The sequence below is a fragment of the Enterobacter asburiae genome (assembly GCF_024599655.1).
Classification (GTDB): Bacteria; Pseudomonadota; Gammaproteobacteria; order Enterobacterales; family Enterobacteriaceae; genus Enterobacter; species Enterobacter asburiae_D.
In genome coordinates this window covers 1,514,591-1,528,488 of record NZ_CP102247.1, presented here as the reverse complement: position 1 = coordinate 1,528,488, position 13,898 = coordinate 1,514,591, and the positions used below count along the sequence as shown (strand labels likewise).

At 54.9% G+C, this 13,898-nt stretch carries 18 protein-coding genes; 5 read left to right on the top strand and 13 right to left on the bottom strand.

The genetic code is table 11. From position 1 onward, the window contains the following. Positions 1 to 18: 18 nt before the first annotated feature. Positions 19 to 291: a PTS sugar transporter subunit IIB gene (locus tag NQ230_RS07315; RefSeq protein ID WP_121425262.1), complete on the bottom strand. Its 273-nt coding sequence runs from the start codon at positions 289 to 291 to the stop codon at positions 19 to 21. Between the two features lie 80 nt (positions 292 to 371). Then, on the bottom strand, positions 372 to 815 hold the full coding sequence (locus tag NQ230_RS07310) for a PTS sugar transporter subunit IIA (RefSeq protein ID WP_023336414.1): 444 nt from the start codon (positions 813 to 815) through the stop codon (positions 372 to 374). A gap of 235 nt (positions 816 to 1,050) precedes the next feature. Between NQ230_RS07310 and NQ230_RS07305 the strand changes: the two genes are divergently transcribed. Next, positions 1,051 to 2,070 carry a LacI family DNA-binding transcriptional regulator gene (locus tag NQ230_RS07305; protein ID WP_023312550.1) on the top strand — a complete coding sequence of 340 codons (1,020 nt, stop codon included), beginning with the start codon at positions 1,051 to 1,053 and terminating at the stop codon, positions 2,068 to 2,070. Between the two features lie 3 nt (positions 2,071 to 2,073). Here NQ230_RS07305 and yfcD read toward each other — a convergent pair whose 3' ends face one another. From yfcD to yfcF, 3 genes are read right to left on the bottom strand one after another with little or no spacing between them, the layout of a single operon-like run. Beyond that, positions 2,074 to 2,628 carry an NUDIX hydrolase YfcD gene (yfcD, locus tag NQ230_RS07300; RefSeq protein ID WP_023312551.1) on the bottom strand — a complete coding sequence of 185 codons (555 nt, stop codon included), beginning with the start codon at positions 2,626 to 2,628 and terminating at the stop codon, positions 2,074 to 2,076. Between the two features lie 55 nt (positions 2,629 to 2,683). Continuing rightward, a complete protein-coding gene (gene yfcE, locus NQ230_RS07295; RefSeq protein WP_257260610.1) occupies positions 2,684 to 3,235 on the bottom strand; it encodes a phosphodiesterase in 552 nt (183 codons plus the stop codon). A 56-nt stretch (positions 3,236 to 3,291) separates the two neighbouring features. Then, the gene (yfcF, locus tag NQ230_RS07290; protein ID WP_257260609.1) at positions 3,292 to 3,936 is read right to left on the bottom strand and encodes a glutathione transferase; all 645 of its coding nucleotides are present in this window, start codon (positions 3,934 to 3,936) and stop codon (positions 3,292 to 3,294) included. Between the two features lie 140 nt (positions 3,937 to 4,076). Between yfcF and yfcG the strand changes: the two genes are divergently transcribed. From yfcG to NQ230_RS07270, 4 genes are all read left to right on the top strand, one after another. Beyond that, complete coding sequence (gene yfcG, locus NQ230_RS07285; RefSeq protein WP_213328136.1) at positions 4,077 to 4,706, top strand: GSH-dependent disulfide bond oxidoreductase; 630 nt, start codon at positions 4,077 to 4,079, stop codon at positions 4,704 to 4,706. A 75-nt stretch (positions 4,707 to 4,781) separates the two neighbouring features. Further along, positions 4,782 to 5,150: a dihydroneopterin triphosphate 2'-epimerase gene (gene folX / locus NQ230_RS07280; RefSeq protein WP_023336419.1), complete on the top strand. Its 369-nt coding sequence runs from the start codon at positions 4,782 to 4,784 to the stop codon at positions 5,148 to 5,150. Between the two features lie 13 nt (positions 5,151 to 5,163). Further along, entirely contained in the window at positions 5,164 to 6,057 is an 894-nt protein-coding gene (locus tag NQ230_RS07275; RefSeq protein WP_257260607.1) for a TIGR01777 family oxidoreductase, read from the top strand. A 44-nt stretch (positions 6,058 to 6,101) separates the two neighbouring features. Then, positions 6,102 to 6,611 (top strand): GNAT family N-acetyltransferase, encoded by a 510-nt coding sequence (locus NQ230_RS07270; protein WP_159514621.1) that lies wholly within the window; start codon positions 6,102 to 6,104, stop codon positions 6,609 to 6,611. Positions 6,612 to 6,711: 100 nt separating this feature from the next. On the opposite strand, the gene hisP is transcribed toward NQ230_RS07270, so the two are convergent. The 8 genes from hisP to cvpA form a co-directional block, all read right to left on the bottom strand. Continuing rightward, positions 6,712 to 7,485, bottom strand: coding sequence for a histidine ABC transporter ATP-binding protein HisP (gene hisP / locus NQ230_RS07265; protein WP_010433274.1), 774 nt, complete (start codon positions 7,483 to 7,485; stop codon positions 6,712 to 6,714). A gap of 8 nt (positions 7,486 to 7,493) precedes the next feature. Beyond that, the gene (locus NQ230_RS07260; protein WP_008502590.1) at positions 7,494 to 8,210 is read right to left on the bottom strand and encodes an ABC transporter permease; all 717 of its coding nucleotides are present in this window, start codon (positions 8,208 to 8,210) and stop codon (positions 7,494 to 7,496) included. Then, positions 8,207 to 8,893, bottom strand: a complete 687-nt coding sequence (locus NQ230_RS07255; protein WP_014832782.1) for a histidine ABC transporter permease HisQ — start codon at positions 8,891 to 8,893, stop codon at positions 8,207 to 8,209. The genes NQ230_RS07260 and NQ230_RS07255 overlap by 4 nt, the downstream gene beginning before the upstream one ends. A gap of 88 nt (positions 8,894 to 8,981) precedes the next feature. After that, positions 8,982 to 9,764 carry a histidine ABC transporter substrate-binding protein HisJ gene (gene hisJ / locus NQ230_RS07250; protein ID WP_024908950.1) on the bottom strand — a complete coding sequence of 261 codons (783 nt, stop codon included), beginning with the start codon at positions 9,762 to 9,764 and terminating at the stop codon, positions 8,982 to 8,984. Between the two features lie 226 nt (positions 9,765 to 9,990). Continuing rightward, positions 9,991 to 10,773, bottom strand: coding sequence for a lysine/arginine/ornithine ABC transporter substrate-binding protein ArgT (gene argT / locus NQ230_RS07245; protein WP_023312560.1), 783 nt, complete (start codon positions 10,771 to 10,773; stop codon positions 9,991 to 9,993). Positions 10,774 to 11,064: 291 nt separating this feature from the next. Further along, complete coding sequence (locus tag NQ230_RS07240) at positions 11,065 to 11,634, bottom strand: UbiX family flavin prenyltransferase (protein WP_047346638.1); 570 nt, start codon at positions 11,632 to 11,634, stop codon at positions 11,065 to 11,067. An 89-nt stretch (positions 11,635 to 11,723) separates the two neighbouring features. Continuing rightward, complete coding sequence (gene purF / locus NQ230_RS07235) at positions 11,724 to 13,241, bottom strand: amidophosphoribosyltransferase (RefSeq protein ID WP_024908947.1); 1,518 nt, start codon at positions 13,239 to 13,241, stop codon at positions 11,724 to 11,726. A 33-nt stretch (positions 13,242 to 13,274) separates the two neighbouring features. Further along, positions 13,275 to 13,763 carry a colicin V production protein gene (gene cvpA, locus NQ230_RS07230; RefSeq protein WP_000262116.1) on the bottom strand — a complete coding sequence of 163 codons (489 nt, stop codon included), beginning with the start codon at positions 13,761 to 13,763 and terminating at the stop codon, positions 13,275 to 13,277. Between the last annotated feature and the right edge of the window lie 135 nt (positions 13,764 to 13,898).

Here is a 13,898-nt window from a genome sequence, read left to right as displayed (position 1 = left end):
CACCTCGCCTTATCAGGGTTAAAGTCTTTCGAACCAGGCGCGCAGCTGCGCTTCAAGTTCGTTGATATCGATGATGTTGTTAATCACCACCAGCTGGCTTTCCGGGACGCTGGCGCTGGCCGCAATGTCTTTTGCCATCACGAAAAGATCGGCCGCGCCCGGCGTGGCCGAGGAGAGATCGGAATGTTCAACCTCAGCCTCAATCTCCAGCTTTTTAAGCACCTTTTTAATATTCATTTCGACCATAAAACTGCTGCCCAGGCCGGAGCCGCAAATAGCCATGATTTTCATTGTTGTCCCCTTATTTTGAGTAGAGCACGCCCCATCACGCTGGCGCGTAATGTTGTGAATAATCGGATTAAAGAATTAAATCAGAAGCGGTCAATAATCGTTTTAATTTCCTCCAGGGTATTCGCCTGATGCAGTTCAGCCATATCGGCATCGCTGGAAAATAATTCAGCCAGCGATGAGATCATCTCAATATGGCTATTTTTGTCGGGTGCCGCGAGCATAATAATGACATCGACAGGGTCAAACTCACCGGCACCAAACGAGACGCCCTGTTTTAGTTTTAATAAAGACAACCCCAGTCCTTTGGCGCCTTCCTCCGGCCGCGCATGCGGCATCGCCAGCCCTGGTGCCAGCACATAATAAGGTCCTAACGTGTGGTGCTGCTGGATGATAGCGGTGACGTATTCAGGCTCAATCACCTGCAAATCCAGAAGCGGCTTCGCGCACAGCTCCAGCGCCTGCGGCCAGTTTTCCACGCTATCCTGCAGCGTGATGGTTGTATCATATATCCATTTTTTGAGCACTTTTCACTCCCGCTACACGCTTGAAGATGAGCAAACTTTATTCAACACATCGCTGGATGACTGCGATCGCGATCACAAAGATAGCGCTACCAATGGTTAACATGCAGAAATGTGATAGCGCTATCAAATTGCAATCACGGTGCTAAATCACAGCAAAAAAAGGGATTTAAGGCGTATACTGCCTGTCACGTGAAGCGAAGGAAATGAAGAACGCGTCTGGTCAGCAGGAAGGTGTATGTCTTTAACCCGAAAACGGCGCAGTACTGGTAAAGTGACACTCGCCGATGTCGCACAGCTTGCCGGTGTGGGCACGATGACCGTGTCCCGTGCACTCCGCACGCCCGAACAGGTTTCCGATAAACTACGAGAAAAAATTGAAGCTGCCGTGCAGGAGCTGGGCTATATGCCTAATCTTGCCGCCAGCGCGCTGGCCTCGGCGTCGTCATGGACGATAGCCATGGTGGTGCCTAATCTCTCCGAAGCCGGCTGCTCGGAGATGTTCGCCGGGCTGCAGCAGGTGCTACAGCCTGCCGGGTATCAGATCATGCTGGCTGAATCCCAGCATCGTCTTGAGCAGGAGGAGAAGTTGCTGGAGACGCTGCTGGCGTCGAATATTGCCGCCGCTATCCTGCTCAGCGTTGAACATACCGACACCGTTCGCCACTGGCTGAAAAACGCCTCTATTCCGGTGATGGAGATGGGCGCCATGCGCGCCGACCCGATTGATATGAATATCGGGATTGATAACGTAGCGGCCATGTACGAACTTACGGAAATGGTGATTAAGCGCGGCTATCAAAATATTGGCCTGCTGTGCGCCAACCAGGAGCAGTGGATTTTCCAGCAGCATCTGCAGGGCTGGTACAAAGCTATGCTTCGCCACCATATGTCGCCGACCCGGGTCATTAACGCGGCGATGCCGCCGAGCTTCTCCACGGGTGCCGCGCAGTTGCCTGAGTTTTTGCTGGCATGGCCAGAGCTGGATGCGCTGGTGTGCGTCTCTGACGAGCTGGCATGCGGCGCGCTGTACGAGTGCCAGCGCAGGCGAATCAAGGTGCCGGACGATCTGGCGGTGGTAGGCTTTGGCGATAGCGACGTGAGCCGCGTCTGTCAGCCGCCGCTGACGACGATGGCGGTGCCGCATCGTAAGATTGGAATTGAAGCCGGGAAAGCGCTGCTGGAGCGTCTGAATGACGGTGACTGGCGCGATCAAAAGCCCATCGCGTCCAGTCTGTGTCTGAGAGAGAGTTGCTGAATCTTACTCAGCCTCTTCCTCTTTTTCTGATTTGGTCGATTCGTTTTTGGCGTTGCGGGTCATCCACAGCGCCAGCGCTTTTAACGAATCCGGCGTAAACTCGTCGCAGCGCGCGGTGATCTCTTCCGGCGTCATCCAGCTGACTTCACTCACCTCTTCTTCCTGCAGGGCGAACGGGCCGTGAGAAACGCAGCTAAACAGCCCGCCCCAGACGCGGCAGTTTTCGTCTTCGAAATAGAACTGACCGTGTTCGGCAAACGGCACGCCGGCAATACCTAACTCTTCTTCCGCTTCACGACGCGCGGAATCCAGCAGCACTTCATCTGCCTGGACAACCCCACCTGCGGTGGCATCCAGCATACCCGGGAGAAAATCTTTGGTATCCGTACGGCGCTGGACCAGAATTTTGCCCATACCGTCATGCACAACGATGTACGTTGCGCGGTGGCGAAGACGCTCCGCACGCATTTGTTCGCGGCTGGCCTGCGCGATCACTTCATTCTCTTCGCTGACAATGTCAACCCACTCTGTACTTGCCAAATGACTCTGCTCCACCATCGGGAAACCTTCTCTTCTAAGCGCTCTTTCGGCGCGTTTGCAGTTGAGGTGTAACTTACGGATTAATCGCTATCTGCGCAATAACTTGCTGATCATTAAGTGCGATAACGCTCAGGGTATTTCCATCCAGCATGCCATAGCTCGCAGGATAACCGCCTTTCGGTATGCTGACCGAACCCGGGTTAAAGTGATAAATCTCACCGCGCTTTTCAGCAACCGGAATATGAGTATGACCGTAAACCAGGACATCGCCAGCCGCGAGCGTCGGGAGATTATCCGGGCTAAAAAGATGCCCATGGGTCAGGAACAGGCGGCTTTGTTCCAGCAGCACCTGTTGCCATGGCGCGGTAAGGGGAAATTGCAGCAGCATCTGGTCCACCTCGCTGTCGCAGTTGCCGCGAACGGCAATGATGCGCGAGGCATACGGGTTGAGCTTTTCCGCAACCTGCGCCGGGGCGTAGCCCTCCGGCAGCGCGTTGCGCGGGCCGTGATTGAGCACATCCCCCAGAATAATCAGCCACTGCGCGCCGCTTTGTGCAAACAGGGAGAGGACACGCTCGGTAGCGGGCAGCGATCCATGGATATCCGACGCAAACATCAGTTTCATCAGTCACTCCTCGGGAAAACAGACTGCCCCCATCATACCTGAAGCGTCAGGGCTTATCAGCCCGCACGCTTAGCCGAGAGTGCCACATAGCGCTGCACGGAGGCGCGCTGCCACTGAAACGCGGCATAATCCACCAGCAGCTGCGGCACCTCATCGCCGTTGAGGATCAGGCGGTTAAGCATCAACGCCAGATCGGCGTCGGCAATGCACCATTCGCCGAACAGGTTCGGGTTGCCGTGTGCGAGGAGCGAGGTGGCGGTTTCAATCAGTTTTTGCGCGCTTTCACGGCCTTCTGCGCTGAGCGCTGGCTTTTTCACCCCGGCAAACACGACGTCCGTCGAGCGTTCCACGCGAATCGGCACCAGATCGCTTCGCAGCCACGCTTGAATCTGGCGCGCCCGCGCGCGTTTTTGCAGGTCATGAGGATAGATGCGCTCCCACTCGGGCGGCGCGAACCGATCTTCCAGATATTCATCAATCGCCGACGATTCGCTCAGGGCAAAACCGTCAATCTCCAGCACCGGCACCCGTCGGGTCAGGTCGTAGCCCTGCCACTGCGGCTTGAGATGTTCACCGCCGTCAAGATCGACGGTCCTCAGCGTAAAAGTGAGCCCTTTTTCGGCCAGCGCAACGTATACGCTCATAACATAGGGAGAAAAGAAATTCGCATCGGACCACAACGTGATGACGGGCTGGTTCATAACATCCTCATAGGCTGATCGGTTTTTACTCAACATATAATCTCTTTGCCTCGCTGTCACTTGATGAAAACTCACGATTTACAACAACCACCTATACTCATTTGTCATGGCACCACTATTCGCATGGACAGGAGTTGAGAATGATCGACCTTTATTACGCCCCTACCCCAAACGGCCATAAGATCACCCTCTTTCTTGAAGAAGCCGAGCTGGATTACAGGATTATTCGCGTGGATATCAGCAAAGGCGATCAGTTCAGCCCTCTCTTTCTGGCTATCTCGCCGAATAATAAAATCCCGGCCATTATTGATAACCAGCCGACGGACGGGGGCAGACCGCTGAGCCTGTTTGAATCCGGTGAAATTTTGCTCTACCTGGCGGAGAAAACCGGCAAACTGCTGAGCGGCGAACTGCGCGAGCGTCACCATACCCTGCAATGGCTCTTCTGGCAGGCGAGCGGGCTGGGGCCCATGCTGGGTCAAAATCATCACTTTACCGCTTACGCCCCGCAGCCCATTCCTTATGCGATAGAACGCTATCAGGTTGAGACTCAACGGCTATATGACGTTCTGAACCGTCGGCTGGAGAAAACGCCGTGGCTCGGGGGCGATCATTACAGTATTGCCGATATCGCCTGCTGGCCGTGGGTGAATACGCATGAAAAACACCGCATTGACCTGGCCTCTTACCCGGCGGTGAACAACTGGTTTGAGCGCATTCGAACCCGCCCGGCCACCGAGCGAGCGATGCAAAAAATCCAGCAGATTTAACCCTCTATGAGGCTGGGTGCCTGCGAGCCTCTCATGTATGATGAGCAGGAAATACTGACACGGAGAAGACCTGCAATGTCACAGCCAGATGCTGTTATTCGTATAAAAAATTTACGCTTGCGTACCTTCATCGGTATCAAAGAGGAAGAGATCGCCAACCGTCAGGATATTGTCATTAACGTGGTGATTCACTACCCCGCAGACAAAGCGCGAGCCAGCGAAGACATCAACGACGCGCTGAACTACCGCACAATCACCAAAAACATCATTCAGTACGTGGAGAATAACCGCTTCTCTCTGCTGGAAAAATTAACTCAGGATGTGCTCGATATCGCACGCGAACATCACTGGGTCACTTATGCTGAAGTTGAGATCGATAAACTTCACGCCCTGCGCTACGCCGATTCCGTCTCCATGACGTTAAGCTGGCGACGCCAGGCGTAAACCTGGAGGTTGTATGAAGATTTTGCTGACCGGCGGTACAGGCCTGATTGGTCGTCACCTGATTGCGCGTCTGCAGGCCTTGCATCACGACATCACCGTGGTCACGCGCAGCCCGGAGAAAGCGCGCCAGGTGCTGGGGGCGGGTATCGATATCTGGAAAAATCTGGCCGAGCAGCAAAATCTGGACGGCTTCGACGCCGTCATTAACCTCGCGGGTGAACCCATCGCCGATAAGCGCTGGACGGAAGAGCAAAAACAGCTGTTATGCAGCAGCCGGTGGAACATTACCGAAAAGCTGGTCGAGCTGATCCGCAATAGCCACACCCCGCCTTCGGTGCTGATTTCGGGTTCAGCGGTGGGCTATTACGGCGATCTCGGTGAGGTGGTGGTAACCGAGGAAGAGCCGCCCCATAACGAGTTTACCCATAAGCTCTGCGCCCAGTGGGAGCGTATCGCCTGTGCGGCGCAAAGCGATCGTACCCGCGTCTGCCTGCTGCGGACCGGCGTCGTGCTTGCGCCGAAAGGCGGTATTCTGGCGAAGATGGTTCCCCCTTTCAGACTCGGGCTCGGCGGCCCCATCGGCAATGGTCGTCAGTACCTGGCTTGGATCCATATCGACGATATGGTCAACGGTATTCTCTGGCTGCTGGATAACGATCTGCGCGGGCCGTTTAACATGGTTGCGCCCTATCCGGTGCGTAACGAACAGTTTGCCCACGCGCTGGGGCATGCCCTGCACCGCCCGGCGATATTGCGCGTACCTGCCACGGTCATTCGCCTGATGATGGGTGAAGCGTCCGTGCTGGTATTAGGCGGACAGCGGGCGCTGCCAAAACGGCTGGAAGCGGCCGGGTTTGCGTTCCGCTGGTATGAATTAGAAGAGGCGCTGGGGGATGTGGTGCGGTGAATATGTTACAGTGACAGGCCATGTTCCGAAGAAATGGCGTAACAATGGCAACGATCACCACTCCCCGACTTCACCTCACTCCTTTCGAACCCACCGACTGGGCCTTCTTTCGCTCGCTGCGTGAAGATCGCAGCATCATGCGCTACATGGCCGCCATCGCGCCGGAAAAAGAGACCCGACGCGCGTTTGCCGCACGCCTGATGGCGGAGCATGTCTTCGTGATCCGCACTCTGGAGGACGATACGCCGCTGGGTGATATTGGTCTGCAAATCAGCCCTGAGAATCGTGAAGAGGCCGATATCGGCTATACGGTTGTGCCTGCCGCGCAGGGAAAAGGGATTGCCAGCGAGGCGCTGCGCGCGGTGTGTGATTACGCGTTTAACCAGACCAGCGTGAAAGCGATTAACGCGTACGTACTGGCGGATAACGGCGGTTCGGTGCGGGTGCTTGAGAAAGCGGGGTTTGTACGTACGCAGGTGCTGGAAAAGGCGTATGAGATTAACGGCGTGCGCTATGACGACTGGGTGTATCGGCTGGAGTGCGGTGCGGCCTGAATGCCGGGCGGCACTGCGTTTGCCCGGCCTACGGTTTTTGTAGGCCCGGTAAGCGAAGCGCCACCGGGCGATTGGGCTGCACTGCGGGCTGATGCCCTCTTTACTTCAGAGATCCTTTGAGGAACTGCTGTAAACGCGGACTTTGCGGGTTCGCCAGCACCTCGTCCGGGTGGCCCTGCTCTTCAATTTTCCCCTGATGCAGGAAAATCACGTGGTTCGAGACGTTACGGGCGAAGCCCATTTCGTGCGTCACCACCACCATCGTTTTGCCCTCTTCGGCCAGCTTCTGCATGATGCGCAGCACTTCGCCAACGAGTTCCGGGTCCAGCGCGGAGGTTGGTTCGTCAAACAGCAGCACCTCCGGTTCCATCGCCAACGCACGCGCGATGGAGACACGCTGCTGCTGACCGCCGGAGAGATGCACCGGGTACTTCATCTGCTGGCGCTCGTCGATACCCACTTTCGCCAGGTATTTCACCGCGCGCTCGCGGGCTTCCTGCTTGCTCAGCCCCAGTACCTGAACCGGCGCTTCCATCACGTTCTCCAGCACCGTCATGTGGCTCCAGAGGTTGAAGTGCTGGAATACCATCGTCAGGCGCGTACGCAGGAGACGCAGCTGGTGTTTATCCGCCACCTTCAGCTGGCCGTCTTTGTCACGGACCAGGTTAATATTCTGCCCGCTCACCACAATCGAGCCTTCGCTCGGTTTTTCGAGGAAGTTGATGCAGCGCAGGAAGGTACTTTTACCCGAGCCGGATGAGCCGATGATACTGATTACATCGCCTGCGTTAGCCTGCAGCGACACCCCTTTCAGCACTTCATGTTCGCCGTAGCGTTTGTGCAAATCAATAACGTTTAATTTGTTCTCAGCCATCATCTTTCTCAGTGCGTCGAAGAAGGTTTTATATGCTGCAACCAGCGTTTTTCAGCCTTACGGAACAGGCTAATCAAAACATAAGAGATAATTAAATAGAGCACCGCCGCAATGCCAAACGCGGTAAACGGCTGATAGGTCGCGGAGTTAATATCGCGCGCTATTTTGAGCAGATCCGGCACCGTCGCGGTAAAGGCGAGCGCGGTGGAGTGCAGCATCAAAATCACTTCGTTACTGTACGCCGGTAACGCGATACGCAGTGCCGACGGCAGAATAATGCAGCGATAAAGCTTCACTGAGGAAAAGCCGTACGCGCGCGCCGCTTCTATTTCACCGTAAGGGACAGAGCGAATTGCCCCCGCGAAAATCTCGGTGGTGTAGGCGCAGGTGTTGAGCGTCAACGCCAGCACCGTACAGTTCAGACCGCTGCGGAAGAACGCATTCAGCATCTCAGTGCCTTTTACGATCTCAAGCGTATACATCCCCGAATAGAACACCAGCAGCTGCACGTACAGCGGCGTACCGCGAAACACGTAGGTAAACAGCCAGATCGGGAACTGGATAAATTTATTGTTCGACACGCGGCCAATGGCAAGAAACACCGCCAGAATGCCGCCCATCACCACGGAGGAGATCAGCAGCCAGAGCGTAATCGCCACGCCGGTAAAGCGGTAGCCATCCGTCCACAGCAGGGATTTCCAGTATTCCTGAATAATCTCAATCACAGGTCAGCCCTCTTCACACCCACGGAGTAGCGACGCTCGAGCAGAAGCAGCACACCATTGGAGACGGTCGTAAAGACCAGATAAATCACGCCGCAGACCACCGCAAAATAGAACGGCTCCCAGGTGCTCTTGCCCGCCAGCTGAGTCGCTTTCACGACGTCTTCCAGACCGAGCAGCGAGACCAGCGCTGTCGCTTTGAGGATAACCTGCCAGTTGTTGCCGATGCCCGGAAGCGCATAACGCATCATGGCCGGGAACATAATCCGACGAAACGTTTGTGAAGAGGTAAAACCAAATGCGGTTGCCGCCTCAATGTGGCCCTTCGGCACGGCCATGTAAGCGCCGCGGAAGGTTTCGGTGAAGTAGGCACCGTAGATAAAACCGAGGGTAATAATACCGGCCACCATCGGGTCGATATCAATTTGTCCCATGCCCATCGCGTCCGTTACGCTGTTCAGCGCAATCTGCAGACCGTAAAAGATAAGCAGCATCAGCACCAGATCGGGAACGCCGCGAATAAGCGTGGTGTAGCCTTCAAAAATTAGCGCCAGCGGTTTGTTAGCCGAAAGCTTCGCCCCTGCGCCTGCCAGACCTATCAGCACCGCCAGCACCACGGAGCTGATAGCCAGCTCAAGGGTGACAAGCGCGCCCTGTAAAATAACGCCAGAAAATCCGTACAGCATACCGCGAGCCCTGTCGTATCGTGAGTGGTGGAACCGTGTCTTATCCCCTCCCGCAGCGGGAGGGGCCGCACGTTATTTGACGGGGCGATTAGCCGCCGTAAACATTAAAATCAAAGTACTTTTTCGCCAGCTTGTCGTAGGTGCCGTCAGCGCGCATTTCAGCAAACGCTTTGTTCAGCGCCTCGCGCAGCTCGTTGTCTTCTTTGCGCAGGCCCATACCGGTGCCCACACCAAACAACTTCACGTCCTTAATGGACGGGCCGCCAAACTTGTAATCTTTACCCACCGGCGTTTTCAGGAAGCCTTCGCTTGCCGCAACTTCATCCTGGAATGCCGCATCAATTCGGCCTGCCGTCAGGTCAGCGTAGATATTTTCCTGGCCCTGGTAGGAGACGATTTCAATCCCCTTCGGCGCCCAGTGTTCGTTGCCGTAGGTTTCCTGCGTGGTGCCCTGCAGAACGCCGACGCGTTTGCCTTTCAGGGACTCCAGCGTTGGCTGAACGTCAGAAGATTTAGCCACCACCAGACGAGAATCGGCCGCGTAGAGTTTGTCGGTGAAGGCAATCTCCTGCTGGCGTTTTTCGGTGATGGAGAGCGAGGACATAATCACATCGATTTTTTTCGCTTTCAGGGACGGGATCAGCGCATCCAGCGGGTTCTCAACGTAGGTACACTGTGCTTTGATGCGTTTGCACAGCTCGTTAGCCAGATCGATGTCAAAACCGACCAGTTCACCCTTTGAATTCTTCGATTCGAACGGCGCATAGGTTGGATCGGTACCAATCCGAATTTTCTGCGGAATGGCTGCGAATGCCGCGGTGGCGCTGGAAAAGGCCAGCACCAGAGATAGTGACAACACGAGTTTTTTCATATTTGTCCTCAACAAACTGTCTTCATACGGGATTTTTACGACGACGGGGTGGTGCTAATGTGCCATCAATCCCCTCTGTCAGGCAAAGACTAATGCCCTTCAGGCGGGAATTTTTGCATTATAAATGCGTAAGTATGCACAAAGCGATCCAACACGGTGCAACAAATGCACCGCATTGGGTCAACCGCTCCCGTAACGCACCTTTGCGGTGCGTTAGCGCCAGCTATTATTCACCGTATACGTTGAAGTCGAAGTATTTCTTCGCCAGTTTGTCGTAAGTACCGTCTTTACGCAGCTCTGCAAAGGCTTTGTCGAAGGCGGCTTTCAGCTCGGTATCATCCTTACGCAGGCCAATCCCGGTGCCATCACCAAAGTATTTTTTGTCTTTTACCGACGGGCCTGCAAACGCATAGTCTTTACCCGCAGGCTGTTTCAGGAAGCCTTCGCTCGCGGCGACTTCATCCTGGAATGCCGCATCCAGACGGCCTGCGGCCAGGTCAGAGTAAATCAGATCCTGGTTCTGGTAAGCCACCACGTCTACACCCTTTTCACGCCAGGTGGCATTGGCATAACCTTCCTGGGTCGATCCCTGAAGCACGCCAACATGCTTGCCTTTCAGCGAGTCGATGGTTGGCTTAATCGGGGAACCTTTCGGCGCAATCAGGCGAGAATCCGCGGCGTAGAGCTTGTCAGAGAAGGCAATCTCCTGCTGGCGTTTTTCGGTGATGGAGAGAGAAGAGATAATGGCGTCGATTTTCTTGGCTTTCAGCGACGGGATTAACGCGTCAAAGTCGCTGCCCACCCATGTGCATTTCACCGCAATGCGTTTGCACATTTCATTTCCCAGATCGATATCAAACCCCACGAAATCGCCTTTCGCATCCTTGGAAGAGAATGGCGCGTAGGTTGCGTCTGTACCGATACGAACCGTCTGTGGAAGCGCTGCGTAGCTACCTGCTGCCGCACTTAACCCCACGAGCAAAGACAGAGCCAGAACCGTCTTCTTCATACATTTACCCTCAAGTACCGTGATTTTATTATGTATTGTGTTGTGTGTTGTGTTGCAGGCTTCATCTTGCAGGTCTTATGCCACATTGCCGTCTGGTCAAAACTTCGACGTTAAATATGTTAATAAAACGTTGCGATATTGCCTTAATGGTGAAAGATAGCAGGTCTGCCGAACGAACCGGAAAGAGAAAAAGGGAAAAAACGAATTAAATGTCGAGGATATGATCGCCGTTGCATAATTGCCCTGAAACAGGGCAACGTCTCTTTTCATGCACTCTGTTTGTGCACAGAATCAGGCTCCTTGCCAGCGGGTGAAGAGATCTTCTGGCAGGTCGATGTCAAACTGATCAAGCACGCGATTAACGGTCTGATTAATCACGTCATCCAGCGAGGTCGGGCGATGATAAAACGCCGGTACCGGCGGCATGATGACGGCGCCAAGCTCAGCGGCCTGGGTCATCAAACGCAGGTGGCCGAGATGCAGCGGCGTTTCCCGCACGCAGAGCACCAGGGGACGACGCTCCTTCAGCACTACATCCGCCGCGCGCGTTACCAGGGTGTCGGTATAGCTGTTCACAATGCCGGAGAGCGTTTTAATGGAACAGGGCAGGATAACCATGCCGGCCGTTTTAAACGAGCCTGAGGAGATGCTGGCGGCGATATCACGGGCATCGTGAACCACGTCCGCCAGTGCCTGAACATCGCGCAGGGAGAGATCGGTTTCCAGAGAGAGGGTCTGCCGCGCCGCCTGGCTCATCACCAGATGGGTCTCAACTTCCGCCACGTTACGCAGAACCTGTAACAGACGTACGCCGTAAATCGCGCCGCTGGCGCCGCTAAGCCCAACAATGAGTCGTTTCATGATTTTCGCCCTTACTGATTTCAGGGCAGACTGTGCAGGATTTTGCGGGGAGTTGCAAGTGAGGGCCTTCGCCCTCACCTGCCGGAGCATCAACCTTCGTTGTGCATCTCTAAACTTTCAAGATCGTTCTGCATCTGAACGGCTTTCGCATCGTCGTTGCGCAGCGAATCAAGATAGTCGAGGTACTGCTGGTCAACGTCTTTGGTCACGTAAATACCGTTGAACACGGAGCATTCAAACTGCTGAATTTCCGGGTTCTCGGCACGCACCGCGTCGATGAGATCGTTCAGATCCTGGAAAATCAGGCCGTCGGCACCGATGATCTGGCGAATTTCATCCACTTCACGCCCGTGAGCGATCAGCTCGTTGGCGGTTGGCATATCGATGCCGTACACGTTCGGGAAGCGAATCTCCGGCGCAGCAGAGGCCAGGTAGACTTTCTTCGCACCCGCTTCGCGCGCCATCTCGATAATCTGCTCAGAGGTGGTGCCGCGAACGATGGAGTCATCCACCAGCAGAACGTTCTTGTCGCGGAATTCCGCGCGGTTGGCGTTCAGCTTGCGGCGCACGGACTTACGGCGCAGATGCTGGCCCGGCATGATAAAGGTGCGGCCAACGTAGCGGTTCTTCACGAAGCCCTGACGGTATGGCTTGTCCAGAATACGGGCGATCTCCAGCGCGATATCGCAGGAGGTTTCCGGGATAGGAATAACCACGTCGATGTCGAGATCGTCCCACTCGCGGGCAATCTTCTCGCCCAGCTTCGTGCCCATGTTGACGCGCGCGCTGTAGACGGAAATCTTGTCGATGAAGGAATCCGGACGGGCAAAGTAAACGTATTCAAACAGGCACGGGTTGCTGACCGGGTTATCGGCACACTGGCGGGTAAACAGCTGGCCCTTCTCGGTGATATAGACCGCTTCACCCGGCGCAACGTCACGCAGGAACTCGAAGCCCAGGGTATCCAGCGCCACGCTCTCAGAGGCAACCATATATTCGGTACGGCCATCGCCGAGGTCGCGTTTGCCGAGCACCAGTGGACGAATGCCGTTTGGATCGCGGAAGGCCACCATGCCGTGACCGATGATCATCGCTACGCAGGCGTACGCGCCGCGGATCTGGCGGTTTGTCGCGGCAATCGCAGCAAAGATGTTGTCTGCTTCCAGCGGGTAGTGACGGAAGTTATCCAGCTCGCTGGCGAACACATTGAGCAGGATTTCAGAATCAGAGGTGGTGTTAATGTGGCGACGTTTCTCTTCGAACAGCTTTTTACGCAGCTCATGCGCGTTGGTCAGGTTGCCGTTATGAGCAAGGGTGATGCCATACGGTGAGTTGACGTAGAAAGGCTGTGCCTCAGAGGCGCTGGAACTGCCAGCAGTAGGATAACGAACGTGACCGATCCCCATATTACCTTGCAGACGCTGCATATGGCGGGCTTCAAACACATCGTTTACCAGGCCATTCGCCTTGCGTAAACGGAAGCAGTTGTTTGCATCAATGGTGATGATACCCGCAGCATCCTGCCCACGGTGCTGAAGCACCGTTAACGCGTCATAAATCGACTGGTTTACCGGCATGAAACCGGCGATACCGACAATACCGCACATTCGTCTTTTCCTCGTTAAGCCACATCTCAGGGTTTATGCCCTGGGCAAAAAACTCGACGAGCTTTGCAGATAGTCAAAGAACCATCTGATGATGAAGCTGAACTCTGGAATGAGCTGCGATTTCTGCCAGTCTTCGCTTTTGGAGAACCCGGTAAAGGTATCCAGGAAGAACAGGATCGCGGCCACAATCAGCACGCCTCGTAACGCCCCGAAACAGATCCCGAGCACCCTGTCCGTTCCTGACAGACCGGTTTTCTCGACCAGCTGACCTATCACGTAATTCACGATAGCGCCGACAATCAGCGTTGCGATAAACAGCACCGCGATAGCGATTCCATTTCGGACCAGTTCATCTTCAAAGCCCGTGAACCAGACAGACAGGTAAGTGTAGTAATGACTGGCGACAAAGAAAGCACAGCCCCATGTCACCAGCGATAACGCTTCACGAACAAAGCCACGGATCAGGCTAACCAGACAGGAAAAACCAATCACCGCAATGATGGCGTAATCAATCCAGACCATATATGTCCCACGATTTAACGCCCTGTCATCCAGTTCGGGGCGAATTCTAACAGAAAAAGAAAACGTTTGCGTAGGGATTTCCTTCCCTCGCGTAAATAAAAAAGGCGCTGAAAAAATGTTCAACGCCCCTCACCC

What these genes read in the sequence shown, in the direction of transcription:
- NQ230_RS07315 (WP_121425262.1), bottom strand. Translation starts at nt 291, where the DNA reads ATGAAAATCATGGCTATTTGCGGCTCCGGCCTGGGCAGCAGTTTTATG.
- NQ230_RS07305 (WP_023312550.1), top strand. Translation starts at nt 1,051, where the DNA reads ATGTCTTTAACCCGAAAACGGCGCAGTACTGGTAAAGTGACACTCGCC.
- yfcD (WP_023312551.1), bottom strand. Translation starts at nt 2,628, where the DNA reads ATGGTGGAGCAGAGTCATTTGGCAAGTACAGAGTGGGTTGACATTGTC.
- yfcE (WP_257260610.1), bottom strand. Translation starts at nt 3,235, where the DNA reads ATGAAACTGATGTTTGCGTCGGATATCCATGGATCGCTGCCCGCTACC.
- yfcF (WP_257260609.1), bottom strand. Translation starts at nt 3,936, where the DNA reads ATGAACCAGCCCGTCATCACGTTGTGGTCCGATGCGAATTTCTTTTCT.
- yfcG (WP_213328136.1), top strand. Translation starts at nt 4,077, where the DNA reads ATGATCGACCTTTATTACGCCCCTACCCCAAACGGCCATAAGATCACC.
- folX (WP_023336419.1), top strand. Translation starts at nt 4,782, where the DNA reads ATGTCACAGCCAGATGCTGTTATTCGTATAAAAAATTTACGCTTGCGT.
- NQ230_RS07275 (WP_257260607.1), top strand. Translation starts at nt 5,164, where the DNA reads ATGAAGATTTTGCTGACCGGCGGTACAGGCCTGATTGGTCGTCACCTG.
- NQ230_RS07270 (WP_159514621.1), top strand. Translation starts at nt 6,102, where the DNA reads ATGGCAACGATCACCACTCCCCGACTTCACCTCACTCCTTTCGAACCC.
- hisP (WP_010433274.1), bottom strand. Translation starts at nt 7,485, where the DNA reads ATGGCTGAGAACAAATTAAACGTTATTGATTTGCACAAACGCTACGGC.
- NQ230_RS07255 (WP_014832782.1), bottom strand. Translation starts at nt 8,893, where the DNA reads ATGCTGTACGGATTTTCTGGCGTTATTTTACAGGGCGCGCTTGTCACC.
- hisJ (WP_024908950.1), bottom strand. Translation starts at nt 9,764, where the DNA reads ATGAAAAAACTCGTGTTGTCACTATCTCTGGTGCTGGCCTTTTCCAGC.
- argT (WP_023312560.1), bottom strand. Translation starts at nt 10,773, where the DNA reads ATGAAGAAGACGGTTCTGGCTCTGTCTTTGCTCGTGGGGTTAAGTGCG.
- NQ230_RS07240 (WP_047346638.1), bottom strand. Translation starts at nt 11,634, where the DNA reads ATGAAACGACTCATTGTTGGGCTTAGCGGCGCCAGCGGCGCGATTTAC.
- purF (WP_024908947.1), bottom strand. Translation starts at nt 13,241, where the DNA reads ATGTGCGGTATTGTCGGTATCGCCGGTTTCATGCCGGTAAACCAGTCG.
- cvpA (WP_000262116.1), bottom strand. Translation starts at nt 13,763, where the DNA reads ATGGTCTGGATTGATTACGCCATCATTGCGGTGATTGGTTTTTCCTGT.